The 23,671-nt window shown below is 65.5% G+C and carries 18 protein-coding genes and 1 tRNA gene; 10 read left to right on the top strand and 9 right to left on the bottom strand.

Features of this window, described 5'->3' with window-relative positions:
* Nucleotides 1-406 precede the first annotated feature (406 nt).
* A complete protein-coding gene (locus ACVILH_RS02730; RefSeq protein WP_456711501.1) occupies nucleotides 407-1,294 on the bottom strand; it encodes a LysR family transcriptional regulator in 888 nt (295 codons plus the stop codon).
* 115 nt (nucleotides 1,295-1,409) lie between these two features.
* On the opposite strand from ACVILH_RS02730, the gene ACVILH_RS02725 reads away from it, so the two are divergent.
* On the top strand, nucleotides 1,410-2,999 hold the full coding sequence (locus ACVILH_RS02725; RefSeq protein WP_456711500.1) for an NADH-quinone oxidoreductase subunit L: 1,590 nt from the start codon (nucleotides 1,410-1,412) through the stop codon (nucleotides 2,997-2,999).
* Between the two features lie 13 nt (nucleotides 3,000-3,012).
* Nucleotides 3,013-5,538, top strand: a complete 2,526-nt coding sequence (locus tag ACVILH_RS02720) for a YbcC family protein (RefSeq protein WP_456711499.1) — start codon at nucleotides 3,013-3,015, stop codon at nucleotides 5,536-5,538.
* Nucleotides 5,539-5,585: 47 nt separating this feature from the next.
* Here the strand turns inward: ACVILH_RS02720 and ACVILH_RS02715 are convergent, their stop codons facing one another.
* The 3 genes from ACVILH_RS02715 to ACVILH_RS02705 form a co-directional block, all read right to left on the bottom strand.
* Nucleotides 5,586-8,396, bottom strand: coding sequence for a di-heme-cytochrome C peroxidase (locus ACVILH_RS02715; protein WP_456711498.1), 2,811 nt, complete (start codon nucleotides 8,394-8,396; stop codon nucleotides 5,586-5,588).
* Nucleotides 8,397-8,582: 186 nt separating this feature from the next.
* The gene (locus tag ACVILH_RS02710; RefSeq protein ID WP_456711497.1) at nucleotides 8,583-10,376 is read right to left on the bottom strand and encodes an adenylate/guanylate cyclase domain-containing protein; all 1,794 of its coding nucleotides are present in this window, start codon (nucleotides 10,374-10,376) and stop codon (nucleotides 8,583-8,585) included.
* A gap of 115 nt (nucleotides 10,377-10,491) precedes the next feature.
* Nucleotides 10,492-12,237: an adenylate/guanylate cyclase domain-containing protein gene (locus ACVILH_RS02705; protein ID WP_456716858.1), complete on the bottom strand. Its 1,746-nt coding sequence runs from the start codon at nucleotides 12,235-12,237 to the stop codon at nucleotides 10,492-10,494.
* 163 nt (nucleotides 12,238-12,400) lie between these two features.
* Between ACVILH_RS02705 and ACVILH_RS02700 the strand changes: the two genes are divergently transcribed.
* Entirely contained in the window at nucleotides 12,401-13,042 is a 642-nt protein-coding gene (locus ACVILH_RS02700) for a LysE family translocator (protein WP_456711496.1), read from the top strand.
* Here ACVILH_RS02700 and ACVILH_RS02695 read toward each other — a convergent pair whose 3' ends face one another.
* Nucleotides 13,043-13,795 carry a sulfite exporter TauE/SafE family protein gene (locus tag ACVILH_RS02695; protein WP_456711495.1) on the bottom strand — a complete coding sequence of 251 codons (753 nt, stop codon included), beginning with the start codon at nucleotides 13,793-13,795 and terminating at the stop codon, nucleotides 13,043-13,045.
* A gap of 83 nt (nucleotides 13,796-13,878) precedes the next feature.
* Between ACVILH_RS02695 and ACVILH_RS02690 the strand changes: the two genes are divergently transcribed.
* Complete coding sequence (locus tag ACVILH_RS02690; RefSeq protein WP_456711494.1) at nucleotides 13,879-14,769, top strand: LysR family transcriptional regulator; 891 nt, start codon at nucleotides 13,879-13,881, stop codon at nucleotides 14,767-14,769.
* A 4-nt stretch (nucleotides 14,770-14,773) separates the two neighbouring features.
* On the opposite strand, the gene ACVILH_RS02685 is transcribed toward ACVILH_RS02690, so the two are convergent.
* The 3 genes from ACVILH_RS02685 to ACVILH_RS02675 all read right to left on the bottom strand — a co-directional run bounded on the left by ACVILH_RS02685 (nucleotide 14,774) and on the right by ACVILH_RS02675 (nucleotide 19,037).
* The gene (locus ACVILH_RS02685; RefSeq protein ID WP_456711493.1) at nucleotides 14,774-16,744 is read right to left on the bottom strand and encodes a methyl-accepting chemotaxis protein; all 1,971 of its coding nucleotides are present in this window, start codon (nucleotides 16,742-16,744) and stop codon (nucleotides 14,774-14,776) included.
* A gap of 128 nt (nucleotides 16,745-16,872) precedes the next feature.
* On the bottom strand, nucleotides 16,873-17,655 hold the full coding sequence (hisN, locus tag ACVILH_RS02680) for a histidinol-phosphatase (RefSeq protein ID WP_456711492.1): 783 nt from the start codon (nucleotides 17,653-17,655) through the stop codon (nucleotides 16,873-16,875).
* A gap of 497 nt (nucleotides 17,656-18,152) precedes the next feature.
* Nucleotides 18,153-19,037, bottom strand: coding sequence for an N-formylglutamate amidohydrolase (locus ACVILH_RS02675; protein ID WP_006610089.1), 885 nt, complete (start codon nucleotides 19,035-19,037; stop codon nucleotides 18,153-18,155).
* Here ACVILH_RS02675 and ACVILH_RS02670 point away from each other — a divergent pair.
* The 5 genes from ACVILH_RS02670 (at nucleotide 19,037) to ACVILH_RS02650 (ending at nucleotide 21,726) form a co-directional block, all read left to right on the top strand.
* Nucleotides 19,037-19,300 (top strand): hypothetical protein, encoded by a 264-nt coding sequence (locus tag ACVILH_RS02670; RefSeq protein WP_456711491.1) that lies wholly within the window; start codon nucleotides 19,037-19,039, stop codon nucleotides 19,298-19,300. The genes ACVILH_RS02675 and ACVILH_RS02670 overlap by 1 nt on opposite strands.
* Before the next feature lie 156 nt (nucleotides 19,301-19,456).
* Nucleotides 19,457-19,816 carry a cell cycle two-component system response regulator CpdR gene (cpdR, locus tag ACVILH_RS02665; protein WP_006610087.1) on the top strand — a complete coding sequence of 120 codons (360 nt, stop codon included), beginning with the start codon at nucleotides 19,457-19,459 and terminating at the stop codon, nucleotides 19,814-19,816.
* Between the two features lie 118 nt (nucleotides 19,817-19,934).
* Nucleotides 19,935-20,009, top strand: a tRNA-Val gene (locus ACVILH_RS02660).
* Nucleotides 20,010-20,947: 938 nt separating this feature from the next.
* Nucleotides 20,948-21,388, top strand: coding sequence for a class I SAM-dependent methyltransferase (locus ACVILH_RS02655; RefSeq protein WP_456711490.1), 441 nt, complete (start codon nucleotides 20,948-20,950; stop codon nucleotides 21,386-21,388).
* Between the two features lie 8 nt (nucleotides 21,389-21,396).
* A complete protein-coding gene (locus ACVILH_RS02650; protein ID WP_456711489.1) occupies nucleotides 21,397-21,726 on the top strand; it encodes a hypothetical protein in 330 nt (109 codons plus the stop codon).
* Between the two features lie 380 nt (nucleotides 21,727-22,106).
* Here ACVILH_RS02650 and ACVILH_RS02645 read toward each other — a convergent pair whose 3' ends face one another.
* Entirely contained in the window at nucleotides 22,107-22,511 is a 405-nt protein-coding gene (locus tag ACVILH_RS02645) for a hypothetical protein (RefSeq protein WP_456717166.1), read from the bottom strand.
* Between ACVILH_RS02645 and ACVILH_RS02640 the strand changes: the two genes are divergently transcribed.
* On the top strand, nucleotides 22,486-23,385 hold the full coding sequence (locus tag ACVILH_RS02640) for an NAD-dependent epimerase/dehydratase family protein (protein ID WP_456711488.1): 900 nt from the start codon (nucleotides 22,486-22,488) through the stop codon (nucleotides 23,383-23,385). The two genes, ACVILH_RS02645 and ACVILH_RS02640, sit on opposite strands and share 26 nt — an antisense overlap.
* Nucleotides 23,386-23,671 lie beyond the last annotated feature (286 nt).

The raw sequence follows: 23,671 nt of genomic DNA, 5'->3' as shown, positions 1-23,671 counted from the left end.
CCGATGGCCATCCAGGCCCGGCTGCGGTCATCGCCCACCTAACGATGATGACATGCCTCTCATGCGCGAGGGGTGACGGCCCCGTCGCCGTCGCATCGCCCAAGTGAAGATGCGCATAGCTCGGACGGATGCCGCCGCGAGAGCGCGGAGCGTCATGCCCACCATCTTGATCTCGGATCGACGCGGTGGGCACGTCGCGCGACAGAGTTGCGTATGACGCCGTGACCTCGCGAGCGCGCCTTTGCCCACCCTACCCGCTATTAGGTTCATCACGGCAGCGACTGCTTCTGGAGAATAAGCGCGGTGCACATGACTGTGCCCTCTCCCGCCCTGGCGAAGCTTCGCTTCGCCTTGGGGGGAGAGGGCGCTGGATCTGGCAGCGCACACCGCTGCGACTCGTATGGCGTCACCCCGCCGTCCTGCCGCGCGAGCCGATCAGCTCGGCGACCAGCGGGTTGGGGTAGCGGCGCTGCTGGCTCACGGCGAAGAACTGCTCCTTCAGCGCGCCGAGCCGCGCGCGCTCGACCAGCACGCCGGTGCGCAGCTCGTCGATGACGACGATCGACGGCACCAGGGTGACGCTGCCGCTCTCCCGCGCCATCAGGCGCAGCATCGCCATGTCGTCGACCTCGGCGGCGATGATCGGGCGGATGCCGCTGGAGCCGACCAGCGCATCGAAGGCTGAGCGCAACGCGCTGCCGCGGCCGGGCAGGATCACCGGCGTCGTCGCCAGATCCTGCGGAAAGCGGAAGCGGGCCGCCTTTGTAGGCTTGCGGCTGACCAGGCTGACGCGCTGCTCGTCGATCAGCGTGTTGTCGAAATTGCTGCGCATGTCCGGCGCGGCCGGATGGTTGGCGAGCACGAGATCGAGCTTGTGCGCATCGAGCTGCTCCAGCAGATCGGCGAACTGGCCGGTACGGATGATCAGCTCGACATCGCCGCGTCCGATCAGCGGCTTGAGGAACGCGATCTGGAAGTTGCGCGACAGGTTCGCTGCAGCCCCAACCCGCAGCAGCTGCCGTCCCGGGCGCAGGCCCGACAAGGTTTCGATCAGCTCATGGCCGGACTTGAACACGCTGCCGGCATAGTCGAGCGCGATCCGCCCGGCTTCCGTCAGCTGCAGCGAGCGGCCGGTGCGCTCGAACAGCTTCTGGCCGAGCTGATCCTCCAGCGCCTTGACCTGTACCGACAACGAGGAGGGCGAGACGTTGAGCCGCTGCGCGGCGCGGCTCATGCTGCCTTCGCTGGCGATGATCCAGAAATAGCGCAGGTGATGGTAGTTCAGATGGGGCATGGCGATCGTTCTATATTTTCTAACGATCAGGTTCAATGATTGAAATTTTAAGAAGGCTTCGGGGCCGGTAAGACGAGGGGGCCATCGTCTCATTTGATCAACCCTCCGAGCCGCCATGACCCAGATCCTGCCCTGCCTCGCGGCGCTCGCGCCGCTCACGCTCGCCCTCGCCGCCCTGCTGGGCACGAAAGCCGACGCCCGCGCCGTCGCCAGCCGCGCCATCGCCGCCGCTGCGATTGCCTTCGGCTTCGCCGCGACGGCGAGCCTCGCTGCAGCCGTGCTCGGGGCAGGGCGGACGCCGCTGCTCGGCGCGTACGGGCTCGGCCTGTCGCTGCAGCTCGACGCATTGGCTGCGATCCTCTCCGTGCTGGTGAGCTTCATCGGCCTGGTCGTCGTGCGCTACAGCCGCAACTATCTCGACGGCGATCCCGGCCAGGTCCGGTTCACGCGCTGGCTGCTGCTGACGCTCGCCGCGGTGCTGATGCTGCCGATCGCGGGCAATGTGGTGCTGCTGTTCGCGGCCTGGGTCGCGACCAGCCTGTCGCTCGGAAAGCTGCTGCTGTTCTACGAGACGAGGCCAGCCGCGATCCGCGCCTCGCGCAAGAAGTTCGTCGCGAGCCGGCTCGGAGACGCCTTCCTCGCGACGGCTGCGCTGCTGCTCTACATCCGGTTCGGCACGCTGGAGATCGCAGGCCTCGCTGCGCAGGCCCGGGCGGGCGAGGGCGCAGGCTCGGCGATCGTCACCATCGCAGCGCTCCTGATCGTCGCGACCGCGATGCTGAAATCCGCGCAACTGCCGCTGCATGGCTGGCTGATCGAGGTGATGGAGACACCGACACCCGTGTCGGCGCTGCTGCATGCCGGCATCATCAATGCCGGCGGCTTCCTGGTGCTCCGGCTCAGCGACGTGCTGCTGCTGGCGACGCCGGCGCTCGACGTGCTCGCGGTCGTCGGCGGCGCCACTGCGCTGTTCGGCTCGCTGGTGATGCTGACGCAGACCTCGGTCAAGGTGCAGCTCGCCTATTCGACCGTGGCGCAGATGGGCTTCATGCTGCTGCAATGCGGGCTCGGCGCCTTCTCGGCGGCGCTGCTGCACATCGTGGCGCACTCGCTCTACAAGGCGCATGCCTTCCTGTCGTCGGGCAGCATCATCGACCTCGCCCGGGCGTCGTGGACGCCGAGCCCCGGCGGCCAGCCGCATGCGGCGCGGCTGATCCTGGCGCTGGTCGCGGTGATCGGTCTCGCACTGCTGACCGGGCTCGCCTTCGGCATGACGCTCCGCACCAACCCGGCGCAGATCGCGCTCGGCTCGGTGCTGCTGATGGGGCTGGTGCACCTGATGGCCAACGCGATCGACGAGCGGCCGAACGCCTTCGTCATCGCCCGCGCCGCGGTCACCGCAGCCGGCGTTGCGATCGTGTACTTTGCGCTGCAGGCCGGCACGGCCTGGCTGGTCGGCGGCAGCATCCCCGCATCGCGCCCCGTGGATGGCATCGTGCCGATGCTGATCGCGGCGGCGGTGGTGGTGTCGTTCGCGGCGGTGACCGTGTTCCAGAACCAGATGATGCGCCGCGCCGACGCGCCGTTCTGGATCGCAGCCTACGTCCACCTGCGCAACGGCCTCTATCTCAACACCCTCGCCAACCGCCTCGTGCTGACGGTGTGGCCGCGAAGCTCGACCTCGCACCTTCCGTCCAAGCCGTGAGCCGGAGATCAAGATGACCCACGCTGCCCTTGCCATGTCCATGACCGACCCGATCGACACCTCCGCCGAGGCCGCGCTGATGGCTCGTATCGACAGCGCCTGCCAGCGGATCGCGCCGCTGTGGCCGCTGAAGCACTTCGTCGCCGTCAATCCGTTCCTCGGCTTCACCTCGCAGAGCTTCGCCGCCACGGCCGCGACGTTCGAGCGCGTGGTACGGACGCGGATGCTGATGCCGCGCGCCTATTATCGGCAGGCGCTCGATGACGGCCGGATCGACGATGCCGCGCTGGCGCGGGCGCTCGCGCTTCATCCCTCGACGGGGCTCGATGTCGAGGCGCTCAAGCAGAAGGCCCGCGCCGAGGCCGCGCCGTCGTCGCCGCCCGCGGTGGTGGCAACAGTGGCCGAGGTGCTCGACCGGCTCGCCCAGGGGGATCGCTACGTCTCGCTGGTCGCCTTCATGATCGACGAGATCTCGGCGTTCTGCGCCACCTATTTCGATGAGGGCCAGGCGAGCTGGCCGAGCCCGGTGCGCAAGCTGAAGCCGTACGCCGCGTGGCGGGCAATTGCGGCCTATGACCGCAATCCGCAGGTGATGGGGCTCACCGGATTCCGCAAGGCTGTTGCCGAGCTGCCTGCCGATCCCGTGCAGGCGATCGGCCTGATCGTCGATAGGCTCGGCATCCCCGCGCGCGCGGTCGAGGACTATCTGGTGCGAGCGCTGTTCGATCTCGGCGGCTGGTCGGCCTATGCGCGCTACATCGGCTGGAGCGCCGGCCTCGACGGCCTGCGGGACGACACGCTGCTGGAGCTGCTGGCGATCCGGCTCGCCTGGGGCTACGCGCTGTATCAGGAACGCACCGACGACGCCTTCAAGGCGGCCTGGGCGCAGGCGATGGCGGAAGCGGCGAAGCTGCCGGCCGATCAGCGGCTCGAAGAGACACCGGAGCTCGCGATCGATCTGGTCCTGCACGAGGCCTATGAGATCGCGATCCGGAGCAAGCTCGTTGCCCGGCTCGCCAAGCACGGCACCCAGGCGGCGGTGACGCGGCTGCCGGCACGGCCGCCGGTGCAGGCGGCGTTCTGCATCGACGTGCGCTCGGAGATTTTCCGGCGGGCGCTGGAGACTGCGTATCCGGAAGCCGAGACCATCGGCTTCGCCGGATTCTTCGGCTTCCCGATCGAATACGTTCCGATCGGCCACAGCCGGGGCGGCGCGCAATGTCCGGTGCTGCTGAAACCAGCCTTCATCGTCTGCGAGGCGGTGAAAGACGCCGATGACGTGGAGCAGGCCGAGGTGCTCGGGCTGCGGCTGTTGCGGCGGCGGGCGGCCAAGGCGTGGAAGTCGTTCAAGGTCTCGGCCGTGTCGTCGTTCTCCTTCGTCGAGACCGCCGGCCTCGGCTTTGCCGCCAAGATCGCGACCGACAGCGCGGGCGTGACACGGCCGGTGCCGTCACCGGTGGTCGATGGTCTCGATCCCGAGATCGCCGCGCGTGTCCAGCCGCGACTCGTGCCGGGTGAGCTCGGCGGACGGGCCACCGGCTTCACCGATCCGCAGCGGGTCGCGATGGCGGAGGCAGTGTTGAAGGCGATGTCGATGACCGGGCCGTTCGCGCGGCTGGTGCTGCTCGCCGGCCATGGCAGCACCACCGTCAACAACCCGCACGCTTCAGGGCTCGATTGCGGCGCCTGCGGCGGCCACACGGGTGAGGCGAACGCGCGGGTCGCGGCGGCCGTGCTCAACGACTGGCGGGTGCGCGAGGGGCTGCGGGCCAAGGGAATCGACATCCCCGCCGATTGCTGGTTCTTCGGCGCGCTGCACGACACCACCACCGACGCGGTGACCTTGTTCGACGAGGACGACGTCCCGGCGGCGCTCGCGCAGGATCTCGCGCGGCTGAAGGCGCGACTGACGGAGGCAGGCCGGTTGGCGCGGCTCGAGCGCAGCGCGCTGCTCGGCATCCGCGACAAGTCCGATGTCGACGACGCCGTGATCGCACGCAGCCGCGACTGGTCGCAGGTGCGCCCGGAATGGGGGCTCGCCGGCAACACCGCCTTCATCGCCGCGCCGCGGACCTTCACCCGTGGGCTCGATCTCGGCGGCCGCGCCTTCCTGCACTCCTACGAGGCGGCGCGTGACGACGGCTACCGGACGCTCGAGCTGATCATGACGGCGCCGATGGTGGTCGCGAGCTGGATCAATCTGCAATACTACGGCTCGACCGTGAACAACGCGGCCTTCGGCAGCGGCAACAAGGTGCTGCACAACATCGTCGGCCAGCTCGGCGTGCTCGAAGGCAATGCCGGCGATCTCCGCGTCGGCCTGCCATGGCAGTCGGTGCATGACGGCAGCCGCTTCATTCACGAGCCGGTCCGGCTGAACGTCTTCATCGCCGCGCCGGAGAGCGCGATGGACGAGGTGATGCTGCGCCATCAGGGCGTGCGCGATCTCGTCGTCAATGGCTGGGTGATGCTGCATTCCCTCGGCGAGCAGGGAGCGATCCGGCGCTGCGTCGGCCCCGGCGAATGGAGGGCTGCATGACAGCGGCGGCGCGCCTCGCCATCGGCAAGGCGCGTCGCCTGATGGGCTCACAGCGTCTTCAGGTACTCGATCAGGTCCCAGCGCTCCTCCTCGGAGAAAGCGCCGCCGATGACGCCGTTCGGATAGTCCTTGGGATTGGGCTTGGTCGGCCCCTCGAAGGAATGGCCGAGCGTGCTGTTGCCCTTGATCGGCTTGCCGCTGCCGTCCTTGGTGGCGAACAGGGATTGCCCGACCTTACAGGCCGTCTCGCCGCCCTTCGCGACGTCGAAGCCGACATGCTTGGGGTCATAGTCGCGGGCGCCCTGGCAGAACGAGGTCGGCCGCTCGGCCGCCGGCGTCAGCAGCCAGTACAGCGACGGCACCGAGCCATTGTGCAGATAGGGCGCGGTCGACCAGACGCCGTTGAGCGGGCGCGCGCGATAGGTCTTGCCGGCGGGATTGGGACAGTTCGGGCGATCCCCCCACAGCGCCGCCTGCTCGGCCGGGGAGAGCTTGCGGTCTTCCATCCATTTGTCGCTGGCGCGTTGCACGACGGCCATCAGCGCCAGCGCATACGACATCTCAGTGGTCGAGCCCTGCGGCAGTTGGCAGCCCTTCAGGTCCTTGGCCGGATCGACATTGAGGAAGCCCGGCACCGTGACCTTTCGAGTGGCGAGAATGCTGGCCTGTCCGGGATCGGTCTGCATCACTTCGACCGGCTTCTGCACGAGATCGAGGATCGGCCCCTTCGCGTTCCAGCCCTTGGTCTCCCAGTCATCGGCCGGCTTGATCTTCCAGAAGCTCTTGTCCGGATAGGTCTTGTCGAACACGGGATCGGCAACCGGGCCGAGGTGACATTCGACGCAGATCGTCGCGTAGATCTTGCGGCCGCGCTCGACGCGGGCCGGATCGACTTTCCAGGCATCGTCGCCGGCGAACAGCTTCTCGGGCCATTTCGGCGAGGTCAGTCCACCGAAGGCCGGCGAGGTGGTCGCGAACGGATCGGGGCCGCGCAGCATGTCCTCGATATGGACGAGATTCTCGATCGCCATCGTCGACCGCCAGAGCTTGTCGCTCGCCGTCTCCGGCGAGAAGTTGATCTGCGCGGACACGCCGAGCGCCTCGCCGGCATTGCGGATCAGCGGCTGCGAGATCGAGCCGTCATACTGCGCCCAGGAGAACCAGGGCACCGTCCAGATCGGCGGGTAGGACACCGGCGCGTCGATGGCCTCCTGGTTGCCGAGCATGTTCGGCAGACCGCTGACGGCCATGTCGAGATAGAACACCTGGTTGCCGATCCGGTTCAGCGCATCGAGCCGGCCAAAGCCTTCCTCGGTCTCGGTCTGGCCCTTCGCCTCGATCGCGGTCTGGTAGTTCTTGGCCTGCATGTTGAGCGCGAAGTCGGTCGCCGCCTTCAGCCCCTTCCTCAGGGCATCGCGATCGGCGTCCGAAGCATTCGGCCCGAGCACTCGGTCGGCAAAGCGCGAGAAGCGGCCGGGCACATATTGCGTGAAGATCATCGCAAAGCCCATGGCTTCTTCGAGCTTGCGCAGGTCGACCATCCCCGGCCCGCCGTCGAAGCGCACACTGACGCCTTTGTAGTGGATGCTGCCGGTATGACAGGCCGCGCAGGTCAGGCCGATCTTGTCCGACTGGGCGGCGCCCGTGGCGGGATCGGTCGCGCCGGAGAGCCGGGCGAAGCCGACCGGCAGGCCGCCTTCATTGCCGGCCGGCGTTGGCTTCAAGGTGGCGGGAAGGGCGGGCGCGATGTCAGTCTTGGCAGCCGTCGTGGCCGCATAGCCGAACGCGCGAAGCGCGCTGGGATCACCGTCGACGCTCTTCGGGCTGGGGATGAAGCCGAAGCGTTCGAGATAGGCGCTGTCGGAGATCAGGCCGGGCGTGCCGAACAGCGACAAATAAGGCTGCTCCATCGCCATGAACCAGGCGTAGGGGATCGGGAAGGTCGCCGTCCCCTGGGTGACATGGTGGAACCAGTGCCGGTCCTTGGTGGTCCAGCCCTGGTCGAGCCAGTAGGCGGCCTTGGTCGGCTCGACCTCCGGCAGCGCCGGCGGGATCAGGGCTGCAGCCTTCTTCGGCAGGATGGCGCTCAGCTTGTCGCTGACTGCATCGGGGGCGGCCATCCAGGTCAGCAGCACCGCGAGGGCAGCCAGCAGCGCCGTGCCGACGACTGCCTTGCCGATCCGCCAGATGATGTTGGCGGGCTTAGGCTTGGCCATCAGGCGCGAGACGATGCGTTGCGGAAAGCGGCGCTCGACGAACAGGGTGCGGACCTCGGCGACCGACAGATAGCGGCCGTCGCCCTCGCCCTTGCCGAGGATGTTCAGCAGCACCGGCCATTCGCCCTGCATCAGGATCGGGAAATACCAGCGCGCCTGGTCGCCGTCGCGCTGCAGATTGGCCTTCATGAAGGTCTGGATCTGCGCCGCGTTCAAGCCGCGCTCGGTGCCGCCATTCGGATCGGGATAGTCGCTGCCGAAGCTCGCGAACCGATCGATCTCCTCGGGGTGGACCTTGGCCTCGGCATCGAGGATGCGCGAGCCGCCGCCATGCTTGTCGAGCGGGCCGTTGCGCAGCTCATCGAGATCGGCGCCGGAGAACAGGCTTCTCAGCAGCCGCAGCGGCGAGAGGCCGTTGGCAATCAGCGCGACGCCGAAGGTCTCGATGCCGACGATGCGCTTCTTGAAACCGGTCTCGCCGCTGGCCGCCTCGACCCGATCACCGATCGTCCTCAGCGGGACGCTGTGCCCCTCGACGAAGCCGCCGGCGACGAGCGCGCGCAGGAAGGGGCAGGGATTGTCGGGCGAGACGGGGACTTGTCCCGGAAGGGCGTCACGGACGCGGGCGCTGTCTTCTTGCATCGTGCGACATCCTTGAAAAGCACCTGAGTGATGAAAACGGGCACGCAAACAAACGGCACGCAAACAAACAAGGTCGGCGCCGAATTGCGCCGCGGAAGGGCGAAAGCCCTCAGCGTCTGAACGTTACAATGCAATTATGAATGATGGCGTAACCCGCCGCCGTGTCAACCTCAAGTCGAGATTACGTTATTCGCCCGCGTATTTCGCCTTGGTGTCGACCAGGGTCAGCTTGGTGAGCGGCACGCCGGCTTTGACGAGGCCGTCGCGATAATGAGCAATATCAGCAGGATTACGCCAGCGGATGTTGCTCAGAAGCCGGTCGATCGTCATCCACGGATGCTGACTGAGCAGCGCGGCGACGGCCTCGCCTGCCTCGACCGACCGTCCGAGCTGCGCCAGCGCGGCGGCGCGGATGGCGAGGCACTGCAGATGGTTGGGATTTTGATAGTGCGACTCGCGCGCCCAGGACAGCGCCGCGTCATACTGGCCGAGCATGTAGTGGCTGAAGGCGCTGAGCACCGACCACTGGTACCGCGGATCGCTGTTGCCACGCTGCGCCGCCACCGAGAACAGCTCGATGGCCTGGCGGTGTTCGCCGCCGACGAGATGGCACACGCCAAGCACGCCACGCGCGCCCATGTCATAGGGGTTGAGCTGCAGGGCCTTGCGTGCCGCCTCCATGCCCGCTTCCACCCGTCCCTGCATGGCGTGCACATAGGCCAGCAGCGAATAGGAGAAGGACGAGCGGGAATCGAGCCGTACGCCGGCTTCGGCGAGCGCCATCGCCTCGTCCCATAGCTCCCGCGAATTCCGGATCCAGCCGAAATGAATGCCCTGCAGCAGGATGGTGCCGAGATAGGTGTGGGCGATCGCGAGGCCCGGGTCGATCTTGATCGCGTCGCGAAACAGCGCGATCGAGCTTTGGTAGTCGACCTTGGTCGGCTGGTAGTAGTGCGACAATCCGCGCAGGAAACGGTCCCAGGCCGTCAGATCCGTGGTCGACGACCGCACCGGCACGGCCGCCTCGGCGCGGTAGATTTCGGGGATCAGCGCCGTGCAGAGATTGGCGGTGATGTCGTCCTGAACGGCGAACAGGTCGCCGATGTCGCGGTCGTAGCGGCCGGCCCAGATCTGCTCGCCGTTCTCGGGGGCGACCAGCTCGGCGGTGACCCTGATCTTGTTGCCGGAGCGCCGCACCGAGCCCTGGATCAGATAGGTCGCATCGATCTCGCGCGCGATCAGGCGGGCGCTCATGCCGGCATGCTTGAAGGCAAAGGTCGAATTGCGGCTGAGCACCCGGAAAAAGGATTGCAGCGACAGCGCGTGGATCAGGTCTTCCGCCAGGCCGTCCGAGAAGTACTCATCGGTCTCGCTGCTGAGATTGGCGAAGGGCAGCACGCCCACGATGGCGGTCCGGTACTCCGCCGGCAGCGACGTGGCGGGCGGCGTCTCGCGGCTCTTTTCCGGCGAGGACGGGTCCCAGGTCCAGACGTTGATGGTGCCTTCGATGTTCTTGAAGCGGAACGGACCGCGGTCGACGAAGGTGACCGTCAGATGCTTGAAGGCCTCCTGATAGGCCTTGTTGGACAGCGCGATTCCGCCGGGAGGGGCTGCGGCTTCAAGTCGCACCGCGGTGTTGACGCCGTCGCCGAACACCTCGTCCTCATCGAAGATGACATCGCCCATGTTCACGCCGAGGCGGAACTGCATGACGCGATCGGCCGGCAGATGAGCATTGCGCTCGGCCATCAGCTTCTGAAGCTCGACCGCGGCCGCGATGGCGCCGACGATGCTCGGAAACTCCAGCAGAAACCCGTCGCCGGTGTACTTTACGATGCGGCCGCCGTGATTGAGGATGATCGGATGGATGGCGCCGCGATGGGCCTTGAAGGCGGCATGGGTTCCCGCCTCGTCGGCGCCCATCATCCGCGAGTAACCGACCACATCGGCACAGACAATGGCGGCCAGCCGTCTCTCCATTCGTTTCCTCGCTCCTACTCAGGGCGATAACACGGCAGTGTTGCTCGAATCCAATGATTTTGCGGAAGCAATGTGTAGGCCATGTGGCAGCTCGGCGATCGATCCCGCGATGGCCTCAGCTCAGCCCCGCTTTGATCAGTCCCTCGCGGTAGTGGTCGATATCGGCCCGCTGCTTCCACCGGATGTTCTTGAGGTGGCGGTCCAACGTCAGCCACGGATATTGCTCGCCCAGCGCCGCGATGGCGTCCCGGGCCTGATCGCGGTCGCCGAGCTGGCCCAGGCTCGCGGCCCGGATCGTCATTGCCTGCAGATGGTTGGGATAGAGGAACAGCTCCTCGCGCGCCCAGGACAGCGCCGCCTCATACCGGCCGAGCAGATAGTGGCTGTAGGCGTTCAGCGCCGGCCATTGATAGCGTGGATCGCTGTTGCCGCGCTGGGCGGCGACCGAGAACTGATCGATCGCCTGCTGATGCTCGCCGATGACCATGTGGCAGAGGCCAAGCACCCCGCGCGCACCCATGTCGTAAGCATTCAGCTCGGTCGCCTTGCGCGCCGCTTTCATGCCGTCGTCGTGTGCGCCTTGCATGGCGTGCACGAAGGCCAGGATCGCGTAGGCGTAGGAGAAGCGAGGGTCAAGCCGGACGCTGTCGAGTGCGAGGCTCTTGGCCTCGTCCCAGAGCTCACGCGAGCCCTTGATCCAGCCGAAGCTGATGCCCTGCATCAGGATGGTCGCGAGATAGGCATGCGCGATGCCAAGCGTCGGGTCGAGCCGGATCGCTTCGCGGAACAGCGTGATCGAAATCTCGTAGTCGGCCTTGGTCGGTCGATAGTAGTGGGACAGGCCTCGCAGGAAACGGTCCCATGCCGTCGGATCGGCCGCCTGCGAACGCAGGGGAATCGAGGCTTCGGCGCGATAGATCTCGGGCATCAGCGCGGCGTAGAGGCTGGTGGTGATCTCGTCCTGCATCGCAAAGAGATCACCGATGTCCCGATCATACCGTCCGGCCCACAATTGTGCGCCGGTTTCGGGTGCGATCAGCTCGGCCGTCACGCGGATCTTCTGCTGTGAGCGCCGCACCGTTCCCTGGATCAGATAGGTGGCATCGATCTCGCGGGCGACCAGCCGAGGGTCGATCCCGCGGTCCCTGAAGCGAAACGTCGACGTCCGGCTCAGGACGCGAAAGAATGATTGCAGCGACAGGGCATGGATCAGGTCATCAGCGAGGCCGTCGGCGAGATATTCGTCGGTGCCGTCGGCGAGATTGGCGAACGGCAACACGCCGACGACCGCCGTGCGGTAGGGCGGCGGCACGCTGGCCGCAGTTCTGCGCGCCGAAAGCGCGGCATCGCTGTCGGGCTCCCACGTCCACGCCTGGATCGGCTCCTGGAGATTCCTGAATTGGAAGCTTCCGGCGTTGGTCAGACTGACGGGAAGCTGCGGGCTCGCCTCCTCATAGGCGCGTCCCGAGATGGCGACGCCGCCCGGCGTGGCGATCGATTCGAGATTGACGGCGACATTGATGCCGTCGCCGAAGGCCTCGCCATCGTCGATCGTGACCTCGCCCCTATGGATGCCGAGACGAAAGCGCATATTGCGGTCGGTCGGCAGATGCGCATTGCGTTCCGCCATCAGGCATTGCATCTCGACCCCGAACTGGATCGCGCTGGCGGCGTTCGCGAACTCCAGCAGGAAGCCGTCGCCGGTGTGTTTGACGATACGGCCGGCATGATTGAGGATGATCGGGTGGATGGCGCCGCGATGGGCCTTGAAGGCGGCGTGCGTGCCGGCCTCATCGATCCCCATCATGCGCGAATAGCCGGCAACGTCGGCGCAAAGGATGGCAGCGAGGCGTCTTTCCATCACGTCGTGCTCCCGCCTCGCGCATACCATGGCTGAGGCGGCCGAATCCAATCCTTTTCCAGAACCAATTGGCTACCTGCGGTCATAGGGTCGGCCGCCACTCGGGACGGCAAAACCAGGATGGCTTGAGATTTAGACCGATATCGTTAGGAAACGTTCAATCATGTTCGGCATTCACGACCTGCTGCTCTTCCTCGTCTCCGGGCTTCTCCTCAATATGACGCCGGGGCCGGACACGGCCTACATCGTCGGCCGGAGCGTACAGATGGGCTGGCGCGGCGGCGCCGCGGCTGCCTTGGGCATCAGCGCGGGCTGCCTCGTCCATGTCTTCGGCAGCGCGATCGGGCTGTCGGCTCTGCTCACCGCGTCGGCAACGGCGTTTGCGGTGGTGAAATGGGCGGGGGCCGCCTACCTGGTCTATCTCGGCATCACGCAACTGCTGGCCCGGCGCCAGGCGGGCTCAGGAACGAGCGCGGCCGCTGCAACGCCGCCGGTGGCGCTGGGCCAGGTGTTCTGGCAGGGCGCGCTCACCAATGTTCTCAATCCGAAGGTGGCGATGTTCTTCCTCGCCTTCCTGCCGCAATTCGTCGCAGCCGACGCGCCGCATAAGCCGCTCGCCTTTCTGCTGCTCGGCACGATCTTCATCGTCAACGGCACGATCTGGTGTCTTGGTGTCGCCATCGTCGCGGCCCGCGCCGCACGTCGTGTGCGCGGCTCCTCCGCAGCTCTGCTTTGGCTCAACCGCGCGATCGGCGGGCTGTTCGTCTATCTCGGTGTGAGGATCGCGATGCTGGAGGCGCGCTGATCACCATATCAGCTCGATGATCGCACTGCCGGCGAGATAGAGCCCGAGCACGATCATGGCGATGAGGAATACGCGGCGGAAAGCCTCGGCTGGCAAGCGCGACCGCGCAGCCTGGCCCGCATACATGCCGGCAAAGGCGCAAGCCATCGCCACCGCGCCGGGCAGGGCGGTCGCGGTGCTGAGCAGGCCGGAGCTCGTCAGGTTGAAGGCCAGGGTGACGGTGGCCACGGTGAAGAACACGCCGAGCGCCTGGACCAGCTCGTCCTTCTCCAGCCCGATGGCCTGCATGTACGGCACCGACGGTACCACCTGCACGCCGGTGGCGGCCGAGATCAGGCCGGTGATCAGTCCGACGATGCCGCCGACCCACTTTTCATGAGGTTGCGCGACCTTGAAGGCGAAGCGGGTGAGGCCGAGCACGGCGTAGAGCATGAGCAGCACGCCGAGCGCGATGTTGCCCCAGCGCGTCGAGGCGTGGCTGAGCGCGCCGGCGTTCAGGCAGATGCCGATTGCCGTGCCCGCCATCAGCGGCCAGAGACGCTTGGCGATGTCGCGGAGATAAGGGCCGGCGAAGGTCTGCCAGATGTTGGTGATGACCGCCGGCACGATGACGATGGCCAAGGCGCGGCCCGGCGGCATGGCGATCGCGAGCAGCCCCACCGAGATGGTCGGCAGGCCGAGGCCGAGGGCGCCCTTGACGAAGCCGGCCAAGGTCAAGGCGAAGGCAATGAAGATCAGGAGCGGGTCGATCATGATGCGACATTGACCAACGGCTGACCGCGACACAATGTGGAGCTTACGGAGATAGCCTTCGGTCTGGACAGAGGCATAGACGCATGCGTTTCGATCTGGTGGATCTGAGGCTGTTCATTGCCGTCGCCGAGGCGCGCAGCATCACGGGCGGCGCGGACCGGGCGCATCTGGCGCTGGCCTCCGCCAGCGCCCGCATCAAGGGCCTGGAGGATGCGTTCGGCGTGGCGCTGTTCAAGCGGGGCCGCCGCGGCGTCGATCTGACCGCCGCGGGCGAGAGCCTGCTCGAGCACGCCCGCATCATCATGGCCAATGTCGAGACCATGCAGGGGGAGCTGTCGGGCTTCGCATCCGGCCAGCGCGCCAATGTGCAACTGCTCGCCAACACGGTCGGGCTGGCCGAGCATCTGCCCCGGGCGCTCGCGAGCTTCCTGCGCGAGAACCCGGACATCAATGTCGACGTCGAGGAGCGCGAGAGCACCGAGATCGCCGAAGCCATCGCGTCCGGCCGCGCCGATCTCGGCTTCGCGGCGGAGCACGCGCTGCCCGAGACGATCGAGCGCTTTGCATTTGGCGAGGACCGGCTGATCCTGGTGGCCGGCAAGCCAAGCCCGTTCGCGGGGCGCAGGCAGATCGATTTCAGCGAGACGGCGGGGCAGGACTTCATCGGCCTCACCCAGGGGACTGCGCTGAACGTCCATATCGGCCGTCACGTCGCGCGGCTCGGGATACGCCAGCATGTGCGCGCGCGGCTGCGGGACTTCGACGCGATCTGCCAGATGGTGGCGGCCGGCATCGGCATCGCCGTGGTGCCGGAAGCGGCCGCGCGGCGCTGCGTGCGGTCGATGCCGATCAGCCTGATCGCGCTGCGCGATGCCTGGGCCGATCGCCGGCTGGTGATCTGCGCCCGCAGCTTCAAGACCTTGCCGCGCCCCGCCAGGCTGCTCGTCGAGCACCTGCGCAGGAGCGCTGCGTGAGCGGTCAGGCGGCGCGGACGGTGTCAAGGAAACGGCCGACTTCGAGCTTCAGCCGGCTGCTTTCCTCCGACAGCGACTGCGCTGCCGAGAGTACCTGTGCAGATGCCGAGCCGGTTTCCGCGGTCCCTTGCTGAACCTCGACGATGTTGTCGGACACGCGCTGCGTTCCCTGCGCGGTGTGCTGGACGTTGCGGGAGATCTCCTGCGTCGCGGCGCCCTGCTGCTCGATCGCCGCAGCGATGGCCGCGGAGATGTGGGACAGCCGCTCGATCGTCCCGGACACCTCCCGGATGACGTCGACGGATTCGGCGGTGGCCGACTGGATGCTTGCGATCTGCTGTCCGATCTCCCCGGTCGCCTTTGCTGTCTGCTCCGCCAGAGCCTTGACCTCGGAGGCGACGACGGCAAAGCCGCGGCCGGCATCGCCGGCGCGCGCGGCCTCAATGGTTGCGTTCAGCGCGAGCAGGTTGGTCTGGCCGGCAATGGAGTTGATCAGCTCGACGACATCGCCGATGCGCGCTGCCGCATGCGACAACTCGCTGACCCGCTCGTTGGTGCGACGCGCCTGACCGACCGCCTCTCCTGCGATCCGCGCGGATTCCTGCACCTGGCGGCTGATCTCGTCGACCGACGCCGAGAGCTGCTCGGTCGCCGACGCCACGGATTGCACACCGGCCGCGGCCTCCTCGGAGGCCGAAGCGACCGTCGTCGCCAAGGTCTGGCCGTGCTGAGCATTCCGCGTCAAGGTTGTCGCCGACGCCTCGAGCTCGGTGGAGGCCGATGACACCGTCTCGATGATCTCTCCGACGGCAGCCTCGAAGCTCGCGGCGAGCGCCGCCATGTCGGCCTTGCGCTGCGCGGCCTGACGCTGCTCGACCATGGCCTGCTCGGCGCGCAGCCGCTCGGTCTCGATCATGTTGGTCTTGAAGATCTCCACGGCGCCGGCCATCTCGCCGATCTCGTCGCGCCGGCCGACACCCGGAATCCGGATCGACGCGTCGCCGCCCGCCAGCCGCGTCATCGCTTGCGCCATGTTGCGAATCGCATGGGAGATGCCGCGGCCGATCAGGAACGACACGCAGCTGACGAGGATCAGCGCGATCCCGAGCGTCCACAGCATGCCGCGCTTGACGGCGTGCTCGGCGTCCACATTGGCCGCCAGCGCGGCGGCATATTGCTGGGCGACCGCTTTGCCGATCTCCGCGATCGAGGGCTCGATCTCGGCGAAGGTCTTGGACATCGCGGCGCTGTGACGCGCGGCCTCCTGGAACTGGTCGGACCAGGCGAGGAAGTCCTTCTGGTACCTGTCGAGCTTCTGGCCGATATCCGACTTCATGTCGGCGGCGAGATCGGTCGCGGCGAGCGCCTTGGAAAAGTCGGCGACGGCGCTTTTGAGCTGCGCGACGTATTTCGCATCGCCACGCAGCATGAAATCCTTCTCATGCCGCCGCAGCATCAGCATTCCGCTCATCAGCTTGGGATCGTCGATCTCCTTGAGCTTGGCCTCGATGTCGTGCACGGCTGATCGCAAGGAGCCGGACAGCCCGAGCGTCTCGTTCAATCCGAGCCGGACCTGACCGCGCTCGACCTCGGCAAACTCCTGGCGGTAGGCGGCGACACCCTTGCTGACGGCGTCGACCTTGTCGACGATCGTCCGCTCGCCGGCGGCGCGGCTCTTGCGGCCGAGCTCGTCGAGATCGCGCTGGATGGCTGTGCTCAGCTCGGCGTGGCGGGTGGCGTATTTCGGGTCGTGGCGGAGCAGGAAATCCTTTTCCGCCCGCCGCGCCTCCAGAAGGTCGGTCGCAAGCTTCTGGTTCAGGTCCTCGATGTCCCGCGCTTGCGCCGCAAGGGCGCGGGAGGCGTCCTGGGTTGTGCTTCCCGCCCAATAGATCGCGCCAAAGGTCACCAGGGCAACGACGCCGATCAGGCCGATGGCCATGATCTTGTGTGTCAGGCGGAGCGACAGACCCATCATCGCGAGCATTTCCAGTTCAGCAGAATTTCATGTGCATTTTAATTGCATCTGCTGAAAAGCTAGGCAGGGCCTCTCAATGAGGGGTTAACACAGCACGGTGAAGTGCGTAGTACGTAGTTCTACGGGGACTAGCCCGCGAGCCGCTTCAGCGCCGCCTCATGCACGCGCTTGTCGCCCGCGGCGATGATCCGCCCGCCGTTCTGCGCCGGGCCACCTTCCCAGTCGGTGACGATGCCGCCGGCGCCGTTGATGATCGGGATCAGGGCTGCGATGTCGTAGGGCTTGAGCTCGGTCTCGATGACGAGATCGAGATGGCCGGCCGCCAGCATGCAATAAGAGTAGCAGTCGCCGCCATAGCGCGACAGCCGCGTCTCGGCCTCGACCTTGGCGAAGGTCGCGCGATCGCTCTCGTTCATCAGCAGCGGGCTCGTCGTGTAGCACACCGCGTCCTCGAGCCGCTCGCAGCGCCGCACCGACAGCCGGCGCTCGCCGCTGGCGTTCTTGTAGTTGGCCGAGCCGTTGTCGCCGGCGAAGCGCTCGGCAATGAACGGCTGGTGCATCATGCCGAACACCGGCGTGCCCTTGTGCAGCAGCGCGATCAAGGTGCCCCAGGTCGGAAAGCCCGCGATGAACGACTTGGTGCCGTCGATGGGGTCGAGCACCCAGACGTAATCGGCATCCTCGCGCTCATTGCCGAACTCCTCGCCGACGATGCCGTGCTGGGGGAAGTTCGCCTTGATCAGCCGGCGCATCACCGCCTCGGCGGCGCGGTCGGCCTCGGTGACGGGATCGAAATCGTGCCGGTTGCTCTTGTTGTCGACCAGCAGCGAGGTCCGGAAGAACGGCAGGATGGTTTCGCCCGAGGCGGTCGCCAGGCGACCGATGAAGGCGGAGAAATCGATGACCGTCACGGCGCGTCCTTCGATGAGGGAATCGGAATGGCAGATGATGCGGCTATGCCTATCGCAAAGCCCATAGCTGCGCACCCGGAGATGGAGCGGCGCGGTGGCCTTGGATATCGCTCCGTCACCGCCGGCTTCGCCTTACGCGGGTTTCCAATGTTCCCTCTCAAATCGAAACTCAAACCGAAAGGTACGGGGCGCCCGTCGATTGATCAGACTTTTTGATCAAGCCATTGACGTTTCATATGAAATACCGTCGGGGTCGCGCTGAATGCAACCCGGCCTGTGTTTTTTGCATGGAGTTCAGCCGAAAAACCCTTGCGTTTTGTGCAGCGCATCTGCATATTGTTGCGGTGCGGTAGCGCTTTGCGTTATCGCTGCCCTCCTTGGGCGTTTCCTCCCTAGACTTGGGCCGCTTGTCATTCAAGCGGCCCTTTTTTTTACGCCGAGCCTGCGCCGACGCGATCGCGCGAAGCCTCGCCTCCGCAGGAGACGGCGTGCGCCGTCTATTCCGCGGCGGCCTGGAACGGTCCGAGGTCGCCGAGCGGCACGGTCGCCAGCACCTCGGCGAGCACGGCGAGATCGGAGGCGACCTGGGCGAAGCGCGGGCCGCGCTCGCGCTTGCGCTCGTCCATATAGATCGCGCGGTTGAGCTCGATCTGGATCGCATGCAGGCCGGAGGCCGGATTGCCGTAATGCTCGGTGATGAAGCCGCCCGCGTAAGGCTTGTTGCGGCCGACCGAGTAGCCGAGCCGTCCGAGCACGTCCTCGAACAGGTCCGGCAGCAGCGAGGCGCAGCTCGTGCCGTAGCGATCGCCGATCACCATGTCGGGCCGCCGCGGCTCGTCGCGGGACACGCCGACCGACGGCATCGAATGGCAGTCGACCAGCACGACGGTGCCGAACTGCTGGTGCACGCGGTTGATCAGCCGGCGCAAGGCGCGGTGATAGGGTTTGTACAGCGTCTCGATCCGGTGCAGCGCCTCGTCGACGTTCAGCCGGTCGCGATAGATCTCCTGGCCGTCGCCGACGACGCGCGGGATGGTGCCGAGGCCGCCCGCGACCCGCATCGAGCGGGTGTTGGCGAAGCTCGGCAGCCTCCCGGTGAACATCCGGGGGTCGAGCTCATAGGGCTCGCGGTTGACGTCGACATAGCAGCGCGGAAAGTGCACGCGCACGACCGGGAAGCCGCGCTCCAGCAGATCGGCGATCAATTCGTCCATGAACGAATCTTCCGAGCGTCGCAGCGACGGCAGGTCGATTCGCGAGGCCAGCAGGAACTCGTCGGGATAGACGGAGCCGGAGTGCGGCGAGTTGAAGATGATGGGCGCGCGCCATTCGGCCGGCTCCATGATCTCGAACGGCGGCAATTCGCCTTCAAAGTCCGTCATTGCTGGGCGCCGTCCCCTCGGTCACGTGCTTCAGTGTCACGTGCTTCCACGTCATTTGGGTCGATGTCACGTCCGTCTATGTCACGTCCGTTTATGTCACGTCGCTCGATGTCATGTCCGTCGATGCGCCGGTATCCTCCGGCCGTAGAGCGCTGGACAACGCCGTTACTGCTGATGCGCAAGCCGGCATCTTCGATAATCCGGGCGGTTCTGCCAAGCGAAAAGCAATGGAAAATTTCACCCGCCGTTTGGAACAACTCTGACCTGGGGCGCCACGGCGCCGCGAACGGCCAAGCTTCAGCCCTCAAATTGCCTTGCCGATGTCGGATCAAAAGGCGCAATCTTTCACCCGAAATTTACCGCCCGTCAGGCTTAGTGGCGGCAACGCTCCGCCTCTCACCGGTTCAGACTCCCAAGCCATGCACAAGATCCTGCTCGCCGAAGACGACAACGACATGCGCCGCTTCCTGGTCAAGGCATTGGAAAATGCCGGGTTCCAGGTCTCGCCCCACGACAACGGCATGTCGGCCTATCAGCGGCTGCGCGAGGAGCCGTTCGAGATGCTGCTCACCGACATCGTGATGCCGGAGATGGACGGCATCGAGCTGGCGCGCCGCGCCTCCGAGCTCGATCCGGACATCAAGATCATGTTCATCACCGGCTTCGCCGCGGTCGCGCTCAACTCCGATTCGGAGGCGCCCAAGAACGCCAAGGTGCTGTCCAAGCCGGTGCACCTGCGCGAGCTCGTCAGCGAGGTCAACAAGATGCTGGCGGCCTGAGCCGCCGGGATCTCGCGCCGCCAATTCGGGGATTATTCCCAATTTCGGCATTTTGCGTCCTTGCCTGCCTGCGTGGGAGCCGATATAGGGACGCCCACCCGAACGGATCGTTGGATTAGGGCACGTAGCTCAGCGGGAGAGCACTACCTTGACATGGTAGGGGTCACAGGTTCGATCCCTGTCGTGCCCACCATCGGCCGAAAGCGCCGGTGGCCCAGCCTGGTCCCAGTTTTCGATCACTGAAGATCCTCCGTTGTGAACGCGCAGTGATCGGCGCTCCTTGCCGAGACGCTCCCAGGGCTGCGGCGTTGCGAACGCCAGCGTAGCTCCTTCTGCCGCTGGGTCGCCATGACCGGGTACAGCCCTGGCTTGAACCAGCAATCCAGGCCGATGGCTTCTGTCACTCTCTCTATCTCCGTCATTGCGAGGAGCACTTGCGACGAAGCAATCCAGAGTCGCACGCGTGCCCCTGGATTGCGTCGCTTCGCTCGCAATGACGGCGGCTGGATCGTGATGATAGTGATGAAACATGGCTTCGCTGCCTCGCGGCGCGCTGTCGCGTCCGAGTCTTGCTGATCGATGTCCCTCTTCCCTCGGAAGAGGCACGGGGAATGCCGGGCGCTGGCCGCACCCATGGCCCGCCTGCAGAAAAGAAAGCAGGCGGCAGTCACCACAGGTTCAGCCGAGAACACCCGGCATTCCCCGCGCGATGGTTTTGACGGCTGCTTCGCGATCTCCCCGGTGCGCCGGGCTTTCTGGCCACCGTTATCAGCGCGGCGCGTGAACGCCACCACGGACGTGACACCAGCGTCGGGGTGTCAGGACCACGCGACTTGACCGTGCGCATCGCTGCCGTTCGTCGGCGCGGAAAACCACGCTGCGGCAACAACACGCCCACCGCATCCCGCCTCGACGTTCGTGACGACCGCGAAGCGCCCCTCTTGTGAGACGGGATGGCGATAGATATACATGAATTCGGAAAAAAGGAAAGAGAAAAATGCGGGCTCGGAAAGCTGCCGGATTTAAGCCGCCGGACGGCTGAACGTTCGCTTTGACAAACCGGAAGTCGGCTATTGGACCCACAGACGCCGCTCAGGCTATGTTCCCTGACCGCCAAAAAAGGGGCAAAGGATGGAGCAGCGTTTCACATTCGATCAGGTTGCGAACGCATATAGGACCTCACGTCCCGGCTACCCAGAGGCTCTGATTGACGATGTCATATCGTTCGCAAACCTGGAGCCAACCGATGCTGCTCTCGAAATTGGCTGTGGAACGGGTCAAGCAACGAAAAGTTTTGCGAAGCGAGGTTTGCAGATCGTCGCGATTGATCCCGGACCGGCAATGATCCGCTCCGCGCGCGAGGCTTTGGCGAGCTTCGCCAACGTGAAGCTGGCTGAAGCGACTTTCGAGGCGTGGCCAGTTGATAGTTCAAGGTTCGCTCTCATCTTCGCGGCGCAGGCGTGGCACTGGGTATCCCCAGAAGTTCGGTTTGTAAAAGCCGCCCAACTTCTTTCGACGAACGGAACACTCGCGGTCTTCGGACACGTGCCCGTCGGACTACCTCACGCTTAGTGGGACGGATGAAGGACATCTGGCGACGTCACACGGGCTCGTGCGGACTGCCCCCCGAAGCTTGGTACCTGCCAAATGGCCAGTTTAAGGACTGTTTTGACCAGTCGCAGTTGTTCGGACCCGTGGAGCACAAGTCCTACCCGTGGAAATGGCAGCACACGACATCCAGCTACACGGACTTACTGAGCACGCGATCAGACGTTCGGTTACTCGGGGCAGAGACGCGTCAAGGCCTGCTCGATGACATCACAAAGGCAATCGACGATGAAGGAGGCGGCCTCGACGTCGATTATGAAACGCATCTCTACATTGCTCATCGTATTGATGGCGGCAAATAGCCCTTGGTGTTAGCTCATTCGTCGCGTTCACTTCCGCTGGCCTACTCCGAACCTATCGACCGGCACCAGCGATGTCCACTGCCGGGCGGCAACCGGAAGTTGGCGATCGATGATGCCAAGAGTCGCTGTTGCCGAGGCAGACTACCTCATTGGCTGGGTTCGGAAGTCGATTTCTCCTCCCGGAGATTGTTCAGTCGGTTCGCCAGATTGCCGACGTCTTGATCGGACCAATCGCGATCCCTGATCTGCAAGTCGCATCTTCGATGGGCTCTCGCATGACCGGGGTCAGAAACGGATGTCCCGCAAGACGAATCTCAAGTGGCTGACCAAGGTTGCTGTTGGATCTGCCGGCCGGTCGTGCTGTGCCGGACGTCGCCCGGTCAGAACAAGCCGGGGCTGAGATCGAGCCCGTAGGTCAGCGTCAGCGCCGCCACCAGCAGGACTGCGGCAGCGGCCAAAAGGAGCTGCTTGAGCAGCGCGTCTGAAATGCCGTTTTCTGAATCAGAAAAGGCCTTTGAAATAGCTCTGGCCAGAGTCGTCATTTGCGACCGTCCGTCTCGTCCGATATGACCTAAGTCAGCGCAACCGGCATAAAGGTTCATTTCGGCCTGCGCCGTAGCGGTCCGTCGAGCGGGCAAATGGGCATCGGGCGAGCGTTCCGAGCGGCTAGGGCCGCCCTGATTCAGGTTCCTATGGAGCAGTGGCGAGGAAAGCTGGTAGAACGGTCGCGTCGACGCACTCACGAGGATGGCAAGACCAATGACAACAAAGCGGGTGGTGTTCACCGGAGGAACCGGCAAGGCGGGGCGGCATGTGCTGCCGCATCTGCAAGGCAAGGGTTATGAGCTGCTCAATGTCGACCTCAAGCCGTTCGATCATCCCGGGATCAACACGCTGATCGCCGATCTCACCGATAGCGGCCAGGCGTTCAACGCGCTGACGACGCATTACGGCTTCGGCGGCTTCAATGCGGGCCGCCCCGCGCAGGCGCCGGACGCCGTGGTGCATTTCGCGGCGATCCCGCGGGTGCTGATCGAGCCTGATAACGAGACGTTCCGGGTCAACACGATCTCGACCTACAATGTGATCGAGGCAGCGGCCAAGCTCGGCGTGCGCAAGATCATCATCGCCTCCAGCGAGACCACCTATGGCGTCTGCTTCGCGGAGGGCGACAAGGACTTCCACAGCTTCCCGCTCGAGGAGGATTACGACATCGACCCGATGGATTCCTACGGGTTGTCGAAGGTGGTCAACGAGAAGACGGCGCGGGCGTTCGCGATGCGCTACGGCATCGACATCTACTGCTTGCGCATCGGCAACGTCATCGAGCCGCATGAATACGACATGTTCCCGCGCTTCCTCGCCGACCCGCCGTCGCGCAAGCGCAATGCGTGGTCCTATATCGACGCGCGCGATCTCGGCGAGATCGTGCATCTGGCGATCGCCAAGGACGGGCTCGGCTTCCAGGTGTTCAACGCGGTGAACGACACGGTGACGGCCAACATGCCGACGCAGGAACTGCTGCGGCGCTATTGTCCGAATGTGCCGGTGACCCGCCAGCTCGGCGAGCGCGAGGCGCCGCTGTCGAACCGCAAGGCGCGCGAGGTGCTCGGGTTCAAGGAGGAGCACGACTGGCGGAAATATGTGAAGGCGGGGTAGGGCACTCCAGGCGCTAGCAGTCAGTTGTCCGGACAGTCCAACCCGAACGCTCGCTCGGGGCTCTCCCGCTCAGCCGGTGCCCCTGGTTGCCCCTCACCCCAACCCTCTCCCCGTGAAGAACGGGGAGAGGGAGCGCACCGACCTCGCCGCGCCGCGCTCGTCCAGCTCTCTATAGGCAACATGCTCATGTACAGCGCCGCCCCTGACGCTCACTCTTCTCCATGAACACGCCGATTGGCGTGTTCATGGAGAGGAGTGCAGGATCCCTTTGGGTGCCAGAACCTCA

The organism is Bradyrhizobium sp. USDA 4353 (assembly GCF_054063215.1).
The sequence above is the reverse complement of the archived record's forward strand: the minus strand, read 5'-3'. Positions and strand labels throughout refer to the sequence as shown.

Excerpts from the sequence above, each read along its gene's own strand:
- ACVILH_RS02650 (WP_456711489.1), top strand. The coding sequence starts at position 21,397 with ATGAAGGACATCTGGCGACGTCACACGGGCTCGTGCGGACTGCCCCCC.
- ACVILH_RS02695 (WP_456711495.1), bottom strand. The coding sequence starts at position 13,795 with ATGATCGACCCGCTCCTGATCTTCATTGCCTTCGCCTTGACCTTGGCC.
- ACVILH_RS02685 (WP_456711493.1), bottom strand. The coding sequence starts at position 16,744 with ATGATGGGTCTGTCGCTCCGCCTGACACACAAGATCATGGCCATCGGC.
- ACVILH_RS02710 (WP_456711497.1), bottom strand. The coding sequence starts at position 10,376 with ATGGAGAGACGGCTGGCCGCCATTGTCTGTGCCGATGTGGTCGGTTAC.
- ACVILH_RS02675 (WP_006610089.1), bottom strand. The coding sequence starts at position 19,037 with ATGACGGACTTTGAAGGCGAATTGCCGCCGTTCGAGATCATGGAGCCG.
- ACVILH_RS02640 (WP_456711488.1), top strand. The coding sequence starts at position 22,486 with ATGACAACAAAGCGGGTGGTGTTCACCGGAGGAACCGGCAAGGCGGGG.
- ACVILH_RS02655 (WP_456711490.1), top strand. The coding sequence starts at position 20,948 with ATGGAGCAGCGTTTCACATTCGATCAGGTTGCGAACGCATATAGGACC.
- ACVILH_RS02690 (WP_456711494.1), top strand. The coding sequence starts at position 13,879 with ATGCGTTTCGATCTGGTGGATCTGAGGCTGTTCATTGCCGTCGCCGAG.
- ACVILH_RS02715 (WP_456711498.1), bottom strand. The coding sequence starts at position 8,396 with ATGCAAGAAGACAGCGCCCGCGTCCGTGACGCCCTTCCGGGACAAGTC.
- ACVILH_RS02730 (WP_456711501.1), bottom strand. The coding sequence starts at position 1,294 with ATGCCCCATCTGAACTACCATCACCTGCGCTATTTCTGGATCATCGCC.
- cpdR (WP_006610087.1), top strand. The coding sequence starts at position 19,457 with ATGCACAAGATCCTGCTCGCCGAAGACGACAACGACATGCGCCGCTTC.
- ACVILH_RS02705 (WP_456716858.1), bottom strand. The coding sequence starts at position 12,237 with ATGGAAAGACGCCTCGCTGCCATCCTTTGCGCCGACGTTGCCGGCTAT.
- ACVILH_RS02720 (WP_456711499.1), top strand. The coding sequence starts at position 3,013 with ATGACCCACGCTGCCCTTGCCATGTCCATGACCGACCCGATCGACACC.
- ACVILH_RS02700 (WP_456711496.1), top strand. The coding sequence starts at position 12,401 with ATGTTCGGCATTCACGACCTGCTGCTCTTCCTCGTCTCCGGGCTTCTC.
- ACVILH_RS02725 (WP_456711500.1), top strand. The coding sequence starts at position 1,410 with ATGACCCAGATCCTGCCCTGCCTCGCGGCGCTCGCGCCGCTCACGCTC.